The sequence below is a fragment of the Mesorhizobium sp. M00.F.Ca.ET.216.01.1.1 genome, assembly GCF_004010325.2.
Taxonomy (GTDB): domain Bacteria; phylum Pseudomonadota; class Alphaproteobacteria; order Rhizobiales; family Rhizobiaceae; genus Mesorhizobium.
In genome coordinates this window covers 1-13,661 of the sequence record NZ_SADR02000057.1, presented here as the reverse complement: position 1 = coordinate 13,661, position 13,661 = coordinate 1, and the positions used below count along the sequence as shown (strand labels likewise).

Here is a 13,661-nt window from a genome sequence, read left to right as displayed (position 1 = left end):
GTCTTTCTTTCCCGCGTTTCGACCCGGACCCGCGGCTCAGTTCCTGAGGCGCGCCGCGTCGCGAAAGCCATCACGCTTGTGCGACTGACAAAGCCCAATGCTCATAAAGCCGGATCAGGTCCGGCCGATGTGTGGCGTAGGTGCAGTATGACGATGTGAGCCGCTACACCGTGCGCGTCTCCCAGTCTGTCCATAGGCTCGGAAGAAGTCGGACAGTTTGACATGGCCGGTCAGTTGCAACTCCCTTTCCCAGCACTCCACTGCCCGGTAGAGCGCATGAAAAATCTCCTTTCGGGCGGTTTCTTAAGACGCTCGCCACGCTATGAGGCAGTGGGGCATCGGTGTCCGTCAGGTGCTTCTGCCCATGCAGGATTCCAGAACATTGATGAAATCGTTTGTTTCGATGAAAGGCATCCACACTTTGGATAATTGACCACGCGTTTCAAAGGTCGTGAACTACATCTCCTCGTTGTGCTCGACGCACTCCCGACAGAGCGCAACCTCATGGGCGCGGCATGCAAGATTAACCGAGCCCAGCCGGTCATGAGTGCGGCCGGCGCTCGGCTGCTCGATTATTTGCGCGATGAGCTCGCGACCATGTCCGCGGAGGTATTCAAACTTAACGCTGCGTCCGGGAGCTCTTGCCCTCCAGTTCGCGACGCTCTCCTGCCCATCCAGTGCTCGTTTATTTCGTCGGATAGTTTGACCCGGCTCTACCGAATCGCCGCTTCAGGATCATTCTTTCCGATTTCGTCACGCTCGTATTTCTGCCGCGTCCTACACCGATTAGGCGCGAACAAACTGAGCGCCTTGGAACCCGAACCCGTGCGTCGTGACCGGGAGCATCCGGGGCGAACTCATGCGCTCGGGGGCATCGCATCACCGGACGGCGACAGGCACGGTCGACCGGCATCTCGGCATCGGCTGGGAATTCGTCCATGGTCTGCATTGACGACGCTTCCTGAGGCCACGTAGCTCTTATGCCAAGCTGGGCGCCCGGGTCGAGCGCGTAATGACGACAATTGCTTCGCTACAGGTCAAACGCTTTCCGGGCCACCTGCAAAGTCTTCACCCGGCCGTACAGCGCCCAAGACCACTGATGTGATCGACAAGAGCCTTTTTGATAAATCTGCGCTATTCTCCTGTCGGCCGCAATCCAGACTTCTGGCAAGAAGCCGCTGGCATAGAGCTGCGCAAGAACGTCGGCGTCGATCGTCGTTTTGATCTTGGCATCGGCAATGATACGCACCTGTTTCGGGTTGGCGATCCCCACCTTCTTCACATGCGGCGCAACCACAGCCGTAGCGGACGTCGCGTTGCCGGTGGCCTCGATCACCCCGACATCGTTCGGCGACAGCTTCGCGGCGAACGCCGCCAGCAGATCGCGCCGCATGTCGACGCGGCCGAGTCGCCTGAGCCTGCCATCCTCCCATGCCACTGCTTCGGCGAAGGCGCGGTGAATATCCAGTCCGATGATGCGCATGTCCGTTCCTCCTTCTTGGCTCGGTCAAAGACGGGAGCTGGCGGGTAACACGACATCTACTGATCCGCGCTCGCAGCGCCTCCGGGAAAGTCGCGAGGGGCGGCCATGTAACGAGCTCGGGCTCTCAGCCCACGGTCTATTGACGGCCTGCCTGCACCTTCGTGCTCCCGGTGCCCCACGTCCCGGATGGGCTCACCATAAGGGCGTTCCAAAACAAGAACAGCAGGACGAAAAGGCACCACAGATCACCACCGGATAACAGCAAGGCCAAGCGCTTCGTTCAGACAGGCTTGCGCCAATGGGCTTAGGCCGAGCCTACAACAGCTCTCAAAAACGCTGCCGAACTGCTGCATTGGCTTCGCCGATACAACACAGGCCTCACGGCAGCTTAGGATCAAACCGCCCATCAGTCGCCTCGGACTGGAAGGGTGCACCCTATTAGGTTCCACGCCTAGCTAGGTCGGGGCCGCCGAAGACGCTGGTTGATAGCCCGGCGCCATCGGCCCGGCATTTCAAACCGCCAATCTCTGACCAGCACAGTACGTACGATTGCTCGCTTCGGCAGATCACGCGGCTCATATGTCGGACCTTAACGTCATCCATCATAAACTTTTTGCGACAAAAGATTGCAAGAATGCTAAATTGTTAAAGTCGTTTGTTTCGGTTAAAGGCATCCATCCCATGGATGGCTGATGACATGCGTTTCAAAGGACTTGATCTAAATCTCCTCGTTGTGCTCGACGCACTCCTGACGGAGCGTAATCTCTCGGCGGCGGCACGCAGGATCAACCTGAGTCAGCCCGCCATGAGTGCGGCCGTCGCCCGACTGCGCGATTATTTCCGCGATGAACTGTTTACGATAAGAGGTCGCGAACGATTTCTAACCCCGCGTGCGGCAGCATTTGCCCCCGCAGTTCGCGACGCTCTCCAGCACATCCAGTGCTCGATTATTTCTTCGGATCCGTTTGACCCAGCTCGAGCCGATCGCCTCTTCAGGATCATTCTTTCCGATTTCGTCACGCTCGTGTTTTTCGAAAAGCTTGTGGAGCGTATTGCACGGGAAGCCCCCGCCGTCAGCTTCGAACTGCTGCCTGTCGACGATAGCCCCGATGAGCTTCTCCGGCGCGGTGACGTCGATTTTCTAATTCTACCGGATATGTTCACGTCGAGTGTGCATTCAAGCGTTCCGCTGTTTGACGAGAAGCTCGTGTGCGTAGGCTGTCCCACAAACAAGCAGCTGCCACAGCAGCTTACATTCGAGAGATACATGTCGATGAGGCACGTCGCGGTCAGGTTCGGGCGTACGATGAAGCCGTCTATCGAGGAATGGTTTTTGCTTGAGCATGGCCTTAAGAGACGTGTCGAGGTCGCCGTGCAGGGCTTCAGCATGATTCCACCTATGGTGTCCGGCACAGCTCGTATAGCGACCATGCCCTTGCGGCTGGTCAGGCATTTCGAAAACACGTTCCCCCTGCGGGTTATCGAACTTCCGCTGCCATTTCCCACATTCACCGAGACCCTCCAATGGCCGGCCCTCCACAATAGCGATCCGGCAAGCATCTGGATGCGGGAGATAATGATGCAAGAGGCATCTCGGATGGCTGTCCCGCTGTGAACCCACGGAAAATTCAGGCGCACCTATAGTCACTACTCCTGTCACCATCTACTCTGACGACAATAGCCCTCGCCGGATAAAGTCGATGCTGGCGGCAAGTGCGCCTGCGAGATCGTCCAGAGAATGGACTTCCTCGACCAGCTCGAACGAGAAAGGTCCCGCGTAGCCGCCATCCAGCAGCGCCTGAATCTGGCTGCCATTGTCGGAACCTGCAAGAAAGCGATCGGGGTAAATCCAGAAGGTCGGGTCGTTTACGCTTGAAATGTGCACCAGGCCGGTAAGCTCGCAGAACAGGCATGTCTCCCCGGCCAGGGTGTGGTGGAACGTGTCGTGCACGAGGCGAAAGACGGACTGGCCATCAACCGCGGCAACGGCCTCGGCCGCTTCCTTCTTTGATCGAAGCGAGCAGGTTCGGAAACCCAGCGGCTCGATAAGACCGATCAGACCCCGCGACTGGAGGATTGGCTTGATCTCGTTTAGAGCGAAACGAAGATTGTCCTGGCGCTCGCTATTGGTGGGCCACGAGCTGCGGTTGGCCGGCACCAACACGAGCGTCTCCGCCCCGCACGCCGTCGCATAATCGGCGAGGTTGCTTGCCTCGGCCTGACGCGTTGGAGTCCAGTCGTTGAACCGCTGCAAGGCGTTGACAGAGATGATCGTGATGCCCGCTTCGGTAGCGGCAAACCGGACGTCCGCAGCCGGAATGCCGCGTGCGACAGGATTGCTGAAATGAGGGTAACGGATTTGGACGTCGGTCAGGCCTTGGTCACGGGCAAGCGCGAAAAGCGCACTGACGTCAAGGCGGGGCGCCGCCATGTGATCGAGTGCAAAGCGGGGCGATACCTGGCGCATTGCTTGACTTTCCTTCCATGAAGCGCGGCTGCCATTTCGGCATCCGGCTTCTTTCAAGACGGAACCACGCCGGTTCACAGATCGGACAGAGACGGCCGAGTCAATCGAGCTTTCCTTTCATCGGTGAAAGGAAAATGGGCGCTCATGATAGAAATCCATCAAGCTCAAATATTTTCCGGAAGATAAATGTCGAACGGCAGAAATGTCTGCCCCGGGCTCTCCGCGACGCCGGCTTTGATGGCCCGCTCCATTGCCATTATCAGCTCCTGGCAAAGTCGGCGCATTGGCGTGCCGACCGCCATCGTCAAGATGTCATCCGCAAGCGCCCCACGTGACTGCGGCGTCATTTCACTCACGATCGCGACGAGATCCTGACCGCTCCCCTCTTCTCGGAGCGCGGAAATTGCCCCCTCTATCCCCCCGCCGGCCATATAGAAGCCGACGAGCTCTGGTTCCCGCTGCATAAGATCCAGCAATTTTTCGTAAGTGAGCTGCCGTTCATCAAGGTTCACGAGCGCATCAAGCACCTCGAATTTTGGCGCGTTCTCACGAAAATACGCACGAAAGGCCGTTTCCCGCGTCGCATGCGCCTGGAAGCGATGGCTTCCGACAAACACCGCCACCTTGCCGGGCCGTTTTGCGGTCTTGGAAAACACCCAAGCGGCAGTCCGTCCGACCTTGCTGTTGTTGAGGCCGATGTAGCCCTCGCGCACGCCATCGGCGAAGTCGGATAGCAGCGAAAATACCGGGATACCTTTCGCCTTGAGCTCCTCGACTGATGCTGTGATTTTCGGGTGATCGGCCGCCACCATGGCGATCGCCTGGCAGCGGCTCCCAAGGTCCTTAAGAAGCGGGAGCAGGTCACGCGGCAAATGTGACTGCGCGAACTCGATGATCGGAAGGCCGTGGAAGGATTTAGCCATACTGACCGACTCTTCGATCTTGCGAGCGAAATCTTGGTAGAAATCGTGGGTAGGTTTTCTCAAGATGAAGCCCAGCTTGTAGTGCGGCAGGTGCTGCTGCAAGCGCTGTTTGATGAGACCGGCAGCATGATAGCCGATCGCGTGCGCGGCCGCATGGACCCGCTGGGCGGTCTCCTCTCGCACCGGAAGGCGGACGTTCAGAACCCGATCGACTGTTGCTACGCTGACTCCGGCTTCGCGGGCGAGATCGGCAATTGTGACGCGCTTTCCCCTAGCGATTCTGATCGGCCGGTCCTCCATCATCCGGTGCGCTCCCGCGACGGCTTGGGGCGGCAAGCTGAAATAGTTCCCACACCCGGCGGTTGATAGCGCATTCGACGAACAGCGCTCCATGCGCACCCAGATGAGTTTCCGTGAACCGTTCGTTTGCTTAGGGGCTTCATGGTGTTGTATTACTCACTGCGTTAGTACTCTATTTCCAGCGCTCTTTGGAGGCTGGCAATTCGACTGTTGTGGCAAGGCCGCGACTTACACGTCGCGCTGTTGCGATTTTGCTTGCGGGGAGCCAGTTTGATGTAACCCTAACCGCGGAAAGCGGCTTCCATCCGTGACTGGTCCAATTCGCCTTCCCAGCGAGCGACAACGAGCGATGCCACCGCATTACCGACTAAATTCGTCAGCGCGCGGCATTCCGACATGAAGCGGTCCACGCCAAGAATTAGAGCCATTCCGGCAACGGGAACACTCGGCACGACAGAGAGAGTAGCGGCCAATGTGATGAAGCCGGCGCCGGTGACGCCTGCCGCACCCTTCGAGGAAAGCATCGCAATTAGCAGCAGGAGGATCTGATCGGCAATTGACAAATCTGTGTTCGTCGCCTGCGCGATGAAGAGGGCGGCGATCGTCATGTAGATATTGGTACCGTCCAGATTGAATGAGTATCCAGTAGGGATGACGAGACTTACGACCGAACGCGCGGCGCCGGCCTTCTCCATCTTCTCCATGAGCGAGGGCAGCGCGGCCTCCGAGGAGGACGTTGCCAGGACAAGCAGCAGTTCGTCCTTGATGTAGCGGACAAGAGAAAAGATCGAGAAGCCGTTGTAGCGGCAGACCGCGCCGAGAACCCCGAACACGAAGAGGAAGGCGGTAAGATAGAACGTCGCGACCAGTATCGCGAGGTTGGCCACCGAACCGATACCGTATTTGCCGATCGTAAAGGCCATTGCGCCGAAGGCGCCGATGGGTGCAGCCTTCATCAGAATGCCGACGAGCTTAAAAATGGGGGCGGTAAGCGCCTGGAGAAAGGTAACGACCGGCCTGCTCGTCTCTCCGGTCATCGCCAAAGCAATGCCGAACAGGACCGAGAAGAACAAGACTTGCAGGATGTCGCCTTCCGCGAAGGCACTGGCAATCGTTGACGGGATGATGTTCATCAGGAAGCTGGTCACGGACTGCTCGTGAGCCGTGGCCACATAGCCCTTAACGGCTTGGACATCGAGCGAGGCCGGATCGATGTTGAGGCCGGCGCCAGGCTGAACGATATTCGCGACAATCAGTCCGACAACGAGTGCAAGCGTCGAGAAGGTGAGGAAATAAACCATCGCCTTGGCGGCAACTCGGCCGACCTTCTGCAGATCGCTCATGCCGGCAATGCCGGTCGCAATTGTCAGGAAGATGACAGGTGCGATAATCATCTTGACGACTTTGATGAAGGCATCGCCGAGCGGCTTCAGGCTCTGGCCGGTTTCCGGATAGAGATAGCCAATTGCGGCACCCAGGACTATGGCGGCAAGCACCTGCACGTAGGTCCGGGCAAAATGGCGCTTGCGGGGCGCTGCGATCGCGCGGGGGACTTTTGGAACCAACACCGTTTCTCTCTCCCTGACCGGATCGGGGTGGGGGCTCCTCCTTCTCCCATGCTGCGCTCCGGTCGAGCGCTGCTGTCATCTCGGAGCAAGCGCCGTGCCAACTGGAGGCCTGTCCCGTCCAGCGAGATTGGTGCGGGTTGCGCACTGGAACCCTCCACCTTTGCCGGAATTTGCACTCAAGGCTCGCCAAAGATCGCGTGAAGAAGTGCTTCGCCAGAGAGGGAATTGACCAGGTCGCCTTGCGGCCGTGCCTTTGATGTTCGCCGCAGATCGAATGCCGGCCGATATCTGTCGTCTTGGTGACTTTGGTTGGTCAGTTTTGCGACGGAATGCGCGCAAACTGTAGGATATCCTACACGCCCATCAGAGCACGCGGGACAAGCGATTAAGCGTAGGAGCGCATCGAATCTCCGAGGTCAAAAAATCTTGAATAAGGTCCGCGTGCGAAGTGAATCCGCAACTCGTCAAAGTTCTCCACCGTTTGATCCAGCGGTCGCGTTTCCTGGCGCTGCAGGATGGCGTTATCTGATGGCTCAAGCGCTGGAACGCCCAGGAAATCCCAAACCGCTCCCAAGCATTGGGCAGGTTCATGAAGAAGGCTCTCGTATTCCATTACAAGCAGGTTGGTCGACGTGAAGGAGTCCATAACGCGAGCGTGAAAATCGTCGGCGGCTTTGAAATAAGCCTCACAGTCAGCGATTGACAACCTGACGCTCGGTGGCCGAGCGGTATCGTTGTCCGAGCTGAACTTCAGCCACTGACCGCTTTCCCTGGCCTGCACAAAGGAACGGAGCGATTCCAATACGTTTCGGCGAACAACGAGGATGACCTTGAGTGCTGGCCAACGAGCTAATTCCGCAAAGAATGCTGGACGCTCGCGAAACTGAGGTTCATTGATCTTGCAGCCAAGATGCGTCACATTCTTGTAGTCGCGCATAGGGCAGCGCACATAGGCAAGCTCAAGAAGCTCGCGATCCGTGCCTAGCAGGCGATCCGTGCTGGGCCAATTGGGATCATATTCGTTTAGCAACTCACCGTTACTCAAAACGGTCGGATGCTCGTTTAGCAATTCTTCTAAATAGTGTGTTCCGGTCCTTGGCATAGCAAGGATCACAAAAGGCTCAGGAGTTGGTTCGTTGTGGGTCATTGCATGTGTATCCAACTAAATAATGGCCGCGACGGTCTGGGGACGCGCACAAGAAGCTTGGCTGCTATCGCTTGAACGCTCCGGGTGGGTCCGCGCCTCACCACCCAGCCTGTACTCCGAGGTGTGGTCGCGAAGATGGGCGCGTGCCTGCAGCGGCTGGGTGGCGCCCGGCTTCGGCGTTGTTGTACCACTCGCGATTCCTGGCACACGCATGCCTCCGGGCCGCTGTGGGCAGTTTGCAATCCGGCATTGCGGACCTCCTTCTCGTTGATGGGCGTAGGTAAGCGTCAACGCATTAGTCGTCGATGAAACAGTCCAGCCGACACAAAAAAAGGCAATACAGCGAACATGCAAAGTGCGCCTATATGCAGCCCTACATTGTCGCCCAGGCGGCCGAGCATCACCGGACGGATTAGATCGATAGAATTCGCCAGCGGCGAGAAGGCCGCAATCTGCTGAAACACTCCTGGCAATTGGCCGACTGGAAAAACCGCGCCCGAAAGGAACAGCATAGGTGTGATGACAAGCGTCTGATAGAAAATAAAATAGTGATAACTGGGCGCGAGCGCGATGACGAGCATGGCCAGGCTCGCAAAGGCGAACCCGGTGAGAGCGATGACCGGCAGCACGTAGAGAACCGACGTCCACGCGGCATAACCTAGCGCGGCGGCAACAATCGCAATTGTCGTACCGGCCAGAAAGGCCTTTGTGGCTGCCCAGGTCAATTCACCGAGAACGATGTCGCCGAGGGTAAGTTGTGTGTGCAAGATTGCTTCCCAAGTGCCCTGATCGCGCATTCGACCGAAAACCGCGTAAATTGTTTCGAAGGTCGATGCTGTCATCGCGCTTGTCGCAACCATGCCGGCTGCCAGAAAAGCGATGTAGGATGCACCTTCGATGCGGCCTACCAACAGTCCAAGGCCAGTGCCGAGCCCGAAAAGGTAAATCATCGGATCAGCAAGGGTGCCGAGCATTGAAGCAAATGCCACCTTCTTCCATGCCAAATGATTGCGGCGCCACACCGCGATCCAGTTCCAGGCGTTGGCGGGTAGAGCGGCCGCAAGACGTTCACCCATTGCTCACTTCTCCATCTCACGTCCGGTTAGCCGCAAGAAAACGTCCTCCAGACTGGGTGGACGCTCCAGAATACGCAGACCCGCTCGACCGCGAAGCTGGATGCGCACATCCTCCGGATCAGGCGCATAGCAAAAGAGCGTCTCGCCGCTTACCTCGATACGCTGAACGTACGGCCTGATCAGCGAAATCAGCTCCTGTGGATTGCCGCCGAAGATCTCGATCACGTTGCACCCAATGTACTCGTCGATCAGCGCATGAGGACTGCCCTCGGCGATCTTGCGTCCCCGCTCGAGAACACACAGCCGATCACAAAGCCGCTCAGCCTCTTCCATGAAATGGGTGGTCAAAATGATCGTTTTTCCGCTCGCCAGCAGGAAACGAAGTCGCTCCCAGATCAGATGGCGGGCATGCGGGTCGAGGCCGGTCGTGGGCTCATCCATCACAAGCAACTGGGGGTCGTTGATCAGAGCACGTGCCAGCGTCAGGCGCCGCTTCATCCCGCCGGATAGCAGGCCGACACGTGAATCCGCCTTGCTCTCAAGGCGAGCGAACTCGAGGAGCCGTGGGATGACGGCGTTGATCTCTCTTGTTCTCATGCCGAAGTAGCGCCCGAACACCAACAGGTTCTCACGTACCGTAAATTCCAGGTCGAGATTGTCGAACTGCGGGACCACGCCTATGCCCTTGCGGGCCAAGCGGCTGCGTGCCGGCACTGGTAGACCGAGGACTGTTATATCACCCGCGTCAGGCCGGGTCATACCGAGGAGCATACGCGCAATCGTGCTCTTGCCTGCGCCGTTCGGCCCCAGCAGACCGAAGCACTCTCCCGATGCAACGGTGAAGGACAGCCCGTCCACAACGAGCTTGTTTCCGAATAATTTGGTTACGCCGGTAAGGTCGATTGCTACATTGGACATGCGTCTATCTCAAGCGGAATGAGTCCGATTGGCCACCGGCAGCTTACTTACGAATCTGGTTCAGAGCAGGCCACCGCCTTGAGATGGCACCTTTGGAAAGTCGCGGCCGGAGCGACGCGTGTATCGCTTCCGCCAAAGAATTAACGTCAAGATGCCACGTGTCGCTTCCAGATAGTTCCCGTTCTGACCATAGGTAACTCGACAAGCTTCACCACGTGTCGACTGACACAACTTACTCGGTCACCCGGCGCTGCAAGGCCGTCAGACTTCACCAGCTGTGAGCGAAAGATCTGCAGTATGAAGTGACTCCGCAATTCCAGAATTGCCCGCAGCATTTGCTCCGGCAAGCGGCGTCGCGCTTGTGATTTCCTTTGTGCTTCTGTTGGGCAGGGGAACACTTTTACGCGACAGCCAATCGCTATTGCTCAATGTACACAGGGCGTAAGCCTTCAAGGGGATCAACAGGAATATCCTGATTAACGCGTGCATTGAATAGCCGATGAATCGAAGCTGCCGAGTGCGGAAAGATAACACCGTAGATCTGATTATGGTCATGGTGACAATAGCCAGCACCGTCCACCAATTTACTGTATGTGAAAATAGTAGCTCACCGAGCGCCGTTACTACCGCGATGCCGAGCAACAATGGGCCGAGATTCTCTCCCATCACATCCAAAGTTAGATAGCGATCCAGGCCACGCAGTAGACCTCGCGCAAGCATCGTGTCCCGGAAAGTGCTCCGTGCCCAGCGGAGTTGTTGGCGCAAATAAGGTCCCATCTTGTCCGGAACGACTGTCGCCGCGACGGCACCTGGAACGTACTCGGTTCGAAAGCCTGCTTTCAGCATGAGGATCGTAAGATGACGGTCTTCACCGAAGTCGCTTGGTTTCCCCCTGAACAGCTGCGTCTCGTATTGATCCAGCAGAGAAAGGAGACAAGACCGGCGGTACATTGCACATGGGCCGCAGCAGCACATGACCGCACCAAAGCGACCTTGCGCCGCGCGCTCCTCATTGCAAGCCAGCCAGTATTCCATATCGATCAATCGGGTCAACCAAGTGTCGCTGCGGTTGTATGCCGTCAGCTGGCCCATGGCCGCTCCGACCATGGGATCCCGCATTTTTACTGCAAGCTTCGTGATCACGTCGGACGCAAGTGTCGTGTCAGAGTCGACGCTGAGCACGAAATCTCCAGATGAGCGGCGGATGGCGGCGATCTGCGCCTTGCGTTTGCCAACATTCTCGCGGAGCAGAATGAAATTGAATCTCGGGTCGCCCTCGTAGGCGTGATGTACCGGGATGACGGCATTACGATTTCCAGAACCGTCGTCAACCAGATAGACCTGAAATGTTCCGGCGTAATCTTGAATTGCGATGGAAGCTAAACACGCCGCGAGTGTGCGCGGGTCCTCATTGTAGCAGGGGATGATGACATCCACGCTCGGCCAACGGTCGGATCCGAACAAGCTTTCCGACGGCGGCGTAACATTTTCCGGTTGGGAGTAGACCGCTTGCATGCCTCTGTAAACAGTCGAGAGCACCGCATAAGACGAAACGGCAACAGTACTGGCTGTGGTGAGAAGGTCCATAGGATCTCTGTTTGTTCAGGGATGTTGAGGAAGTGATCGGATTACAAATCCGCGGCCGTGCAATTCTGGAATTAGGCGTGACAACGCTGTCACCGTCTGGTCGCGCAGACTGGCTTGATTGCCTGGTTGCAATTCGTCGGGAGCGCACCCGTCGTGCAACAGCACGATTGCGCCCGGCCGGATATCGGCGAGCACTCTGTCGACGATGGCGTCAACGCCGGGGCGAGACCAGTCGCGTGGATCAATGGACCAATGGACGGGCGCCAATGCCGCACCCGCTGATGCAGCGATTACTTCTTCGGTCCAGATGCCATACGGTGCACGAAAGTACCGAACCATGGCCTGCGGGCAAGCCATCCCTATGACTCTGTTTGCCTCAACTATCTGGCGGTCGACTTCGACGGGCCCGCATTTAGCCAGGTCCGGATGAGTCATCGTGTGGTTGGCTATACCGTGCCCGTCTGTAATAATTCGGCGAACGAGTTCCGGCTCGTCGGCCGCGTAGGCCCCAACAACGAAGAAGGTCGCCGGCACCTGATGTTGCGCCAGCACATTGAGTATCTGCGGTGTGAAAAATGAATTGGGACCGTCGTCAAACGTCAGATAGACGCTGCGCTCTGCAATGCCATCGGCATTGTCACTCTGCCCTTCGCATATGTAGTCCAGAGGCTTCATAGTTCCGGACCGTTCCGGTCGATCAGGGTACCGGACGGCCACTCGTCCATCGAGCGTCCGATCGGCGAAACCAACACGAGTACGTCTTCCAGGCGCGTGGGCGGCAGGTCGGGATGCACGTCTGGACGGGTCGACCGTACGCGAACGCCCGACACAATGTTCGCGAGGCCGGCTCTGCAGAATCTTTCGACATGGTTTCGCAGCGCGTGCCGAACCGTGCCGAAAGCGAATGGAACACCCAACTGATGGAGCACTGGGTACGCCACGCGCATCGAAAAACCGATTCCGAGCCCTTCAAGATCCGGACGAACCGCGTACAGGCCCAATTCAGCGACGATCAAGTCGACCTCGCCAACTTTGATGAAGCGCCGCAGCATGCCGATGTGAGCCGCTACCCCATGCGCGTCGTAGCCGATTGCGCGGAATTCCGGCCTCGCGCCGGCCCAACTGCGGCCGCCTTCGAATGGCTCCGCGTTGAAGGCGCCAGTCCGTCCATAGGTCTTTCGAAAAAAGTCGGAGAGTTCGACATGGTCGGCCAGTTGCAACTCATTTTCCCAGCACAACTTCCACTCGACATTCGGGCGCATGGAAGACCTCACCTTGTAGCTGTCCGGTTGAGATAAATGTCCAAGCATTGGTTAAATAATTGGCGTCGCCCCAACGGGGCGTAACTTGTGGAGACCGCCGAAAGACCAAGCCGCAATGCAGATGCGACTGACTTTGTACGCCCCGCACACCAGATGATGCTCCTCGGATCCAACGCAACCATCGGAACTACCTATCTTTCCAACTTGAAGCGCTTCTATGGGACCTGCAGCAAAAACGGTAAAATCCTTTGTTTAGATGAAAGGTATCCACGCTTTGGATAACTGGGCGAATGCGTTCCATATGGCTGGTCAATTATCGTCGTCACGCTCGAGGCACTTCTGACGAAGCGCAAAGCTCACGCCCGCGGCACGCGCGGCCGTTGCCGGGCCGCTCGATTATCTCCGTAAGAGCCCGAGCGGAGCTCAGACACGACGATTGATCAGAATCTGATTCGCGGGTTCAGTATCTTTTTCGTGTATCCAGCTCTGGGCTGTCCTTTGGCGGGAGTTAGGTTCGCCCAGGTTCTGAGCCTGGGGCGTCGGCCCGTTCGCCGCACAGGCTCCTTCGCACATCGTCGAGGCCGAGAAAGAGGTGGCCACACAGCTCCCCCTGTACTTTCCACCACCCGACACCAGAGCTCACCCAGGGCGCCGGCCTTGCTCACCTCAACGGATAGCGCACTCGCGCCGCTTCACGATTAAAAGAATTCTACAAGCAGATGCCTGTTTGATCGTGAGACGTCCGCTGCCAATTCCCGCATCGCAGAGGCAGCCAATAGCGCTCGCTTCACATAGTGGTCCGGCAAGCAGCTAGATACGACAGGTGACCTCAAATGAGGCGTCTTGCATGGCTTCTACACCTGCCTGAATGCCAGAACTGCGTTCGTGCCGCCCATGGCGAAGGCGTTGCTCATGGCGACGCGCACCTTG

At 57.6% G+C, this 13,661-nt stretch carries 10 protein-coding genes and 2 pseudogenes; 2 read left to right on the top strand and 10 right to left on the bottom strand.

Annotation, left to right across the window (positions count from 1 at the left end; translation table 11 throughout):
• Positions 1 to 429: 429 nt before the first annotated feature.
• A pseudogene (locus EN859_RS40630) lies at positions 430 to 767 on the top strand (LysR family transcriptional regulator); the annotation flags it as partial.
• 386 nt (positions 768 to 1,153) lie between these two features.
• On the opposite strand, the pseudogene EN859_RS34675 reads toward EN859_RS40630, so the two are convergent.
• Positions 1,154 to 1,483 (bottom strand): annotated as a pseudogene (locus EN859_RS34675) (IS110 family transposase); the annotation flags it as partial.
• Between the two features lie 697 nt (positions 1,484 to 2,180).
• Between EN859_RS34675 and EN859_RS34670 the strand changes: the two are divergent.
• The gene (locus EN859_RS34670; protein WP_091600624.1) at positions 2,181 to 3,098 is read left to right on the top strand and encodes a LysR family transcriptional regulator; all 918 of its coding nucleotides are present in this window, start codon (positions 2,181 to 2,183) and stop codon (positions 3,096 to 3,098) included.
• Positions 3,099 to 3,146: 48 nt separating this feature from the next.
• On the opposite strand, the gene EN859_RS34665 is transcribed toward EN859_RS34670, so the two are convergent.
• The 9 genes from EN859_RS34665 to EN859_RS34625 form a co-directional block, all read right to left on the bottom strand.
• The gene (locus tag EN859_RS34665; protein WP_091600623.1) at positions 3,147 to 3,950 is read right to left on the bottom strand and encodes a TIM barrel protein; all 804 of its coding nucleotides are present in this window, start codon (positions 3,948 to 3,950) and stop codon (positions 3,147 to 3,149) included.
• Between the two features lie 164 nt (positions 3,951 to 4,114).
• Positions 4,115 to 5,176, bottom strand: coding sequence for a LacI family DNA-binding transcriptional regulator (locus EN859_RS34660; protein WP_091600622.1), 1,062 nt, complete (start codon positions 5,174 to 5,176; stop codon positions 4,115 to 4,117).
• Between the two features lie 278 nt (positions 5,177 to 5,454).
• A complete protein-coding gene (locus EN859_RS34655; RefSeq protein WP_268929390.1) occupies positions 5,455 to 6,738 on the bottom strand; it encodes a dicarboxylate/amino acid:cation symporter in 1,284 nt (427 codons plus the stop codon).
• Between the two features lie 388 nt (positions 6,739 to 7,126).
• Complete coding sequence (locus EN859_RS34650) at positions 7,127 to 7,888, bottom strand: sulfotransferase (protein WP_024505871.1); 762 nt, start codon at positions 7,886 to 7,888, stop codon at positions 7,127 to 7,129.
• A 287-nt stretch (positions 7,889 to 8,175) separates the two neighbouring features.
• Positions 8,176 to 8,964 (bottom strand): ABC transporter permease, encoded by a 789-nt coding sequence (locus EN859_RS34645; protein WP_091600620.1) that lies wholly within the window; start codon positions 8,962 to 8,964, stop codon positions 8,176 to 8,178.
• Between the two features lie 3 nt (positions 8,965 to 8,967).
• A complete protein-coding gene (nodI, locus tag EN859_RS34640; RefSeq protein ID WP_091600619.1) occupies positions 8,968 to 9,882 on the bottom strand; it encodes a nodulation factor ABC transporter ATP-binding protein NodI in 915 nt (304 codons plus the stop codon).
• 261 nt (positions 9,883 to 10,143) lie between these two features.
• Complete coding sequence (nodC, locus tag EN859_RS34635) at positions 10,144 to 11,469, bottom strand: chitooligosaccharide synthase NodC (RefSeq protein WP_091600618.1); 1,326 nt, start codon at positions 11,467 to 11,469, stop codon at positions 10,144 to 10,146.
• Positions 11,470 to 11,484: 15 nt separating this feature from the next.
• Positions 11,485 to 12,144 carry a chitooligosaccharide deacetylase NodB gene (nodB, locus tag EN859_RS34630; protein WP_091600617.1) on the bottom strand — a complete coding sequence of 220 codons (660 nt, stop codon included), beginning with the start codon at positions 12,142 to 12,144 and terminating at the stop codon, positions 11,485 to 11,487.
• Positions 12,141 to 12,731, bottom strand: a complete 591-nt coding sequence (locus tag EN859_RS34625; RefSeq protein ID WP_063169401.1) for a NodA family N-acyltransferase — start codon at positions 12,729 to 12,731, stop codon at positions 12,141 to 12,143. Before EN859_RS34625 ends, nodB begins: the two co-directional genes overlap by 4 nt.
• Between the last annotated feature and the right edge of the window lie 930 nt (positions 12,732 to 13,661).

Excerpts from the sequence above, each read along its gene's own strand:
- EN859_RS34670 (WP_091600624.1), top strand. The coding sequence starts at position 2,181 with ATGCGTTTCAAAGGACTTGATCTAAATCTCCTCGTTGTGCTCGACGCA.
- EN859_RS34665 (WP_091600623.1), bottom strand. The coding sequence starts at position 3,950 with ATGCGCCAGGTATCGCCCCGCTTTGCACTCGATCACATGGCGGCGCCC.
- EN859_RS34660 (WP_091600622.1), bottom strand. The coding sequence starts at position 5,176 with ATGATGGAGGACCGGCCGATCAGAATCGCTAGGGGAAAGCGCGTCACA.
- EN859_RS34650 (WP_024505871.1), bottom strand. The coding sequence starts at position 7,888 with ATGACCCACAACGAACCAACTCCTGAGCCTTTTGTGATCCTTGCTATG.
- EN859_RS34645 (WP_091600620.1), bottom strand. The coding sequence starts at position 8,964 with ATGGGTGAACGTCTTGCGGCCGCTCTACCCGCCAACGCCTGGAACTGG.
- nodI (WP_091600619.1), bottom strand. The coding sequence starts at position 9,882 with ATGTCCAATGTAGCAATCGACCTTACCGGCGTAACCAAATTATTCGGA.
- nodC (WP_091600618.1), bottom strand. The coding sequence starts at position 11,469 with ATGGACCTTCTCACCACAGCCAGTACTGTTGCCGTTTCGTCTTATGCG.
- nodB (WP_091600617.1), bottom strand. The coding sequence starts at position 12,144 with ATGAAGCCTCTGGACTACATATGCGAAGGGCAGAGTGACAATGCCGAT.
- EN859_RS34625 (WP_063169401.1), bottom strand. The coding sequence starts at position 12,731 with ATGCGCCCGAATGTCGAGTGGAAGTTGTGCTGGGAAAATGAGTTGCAA.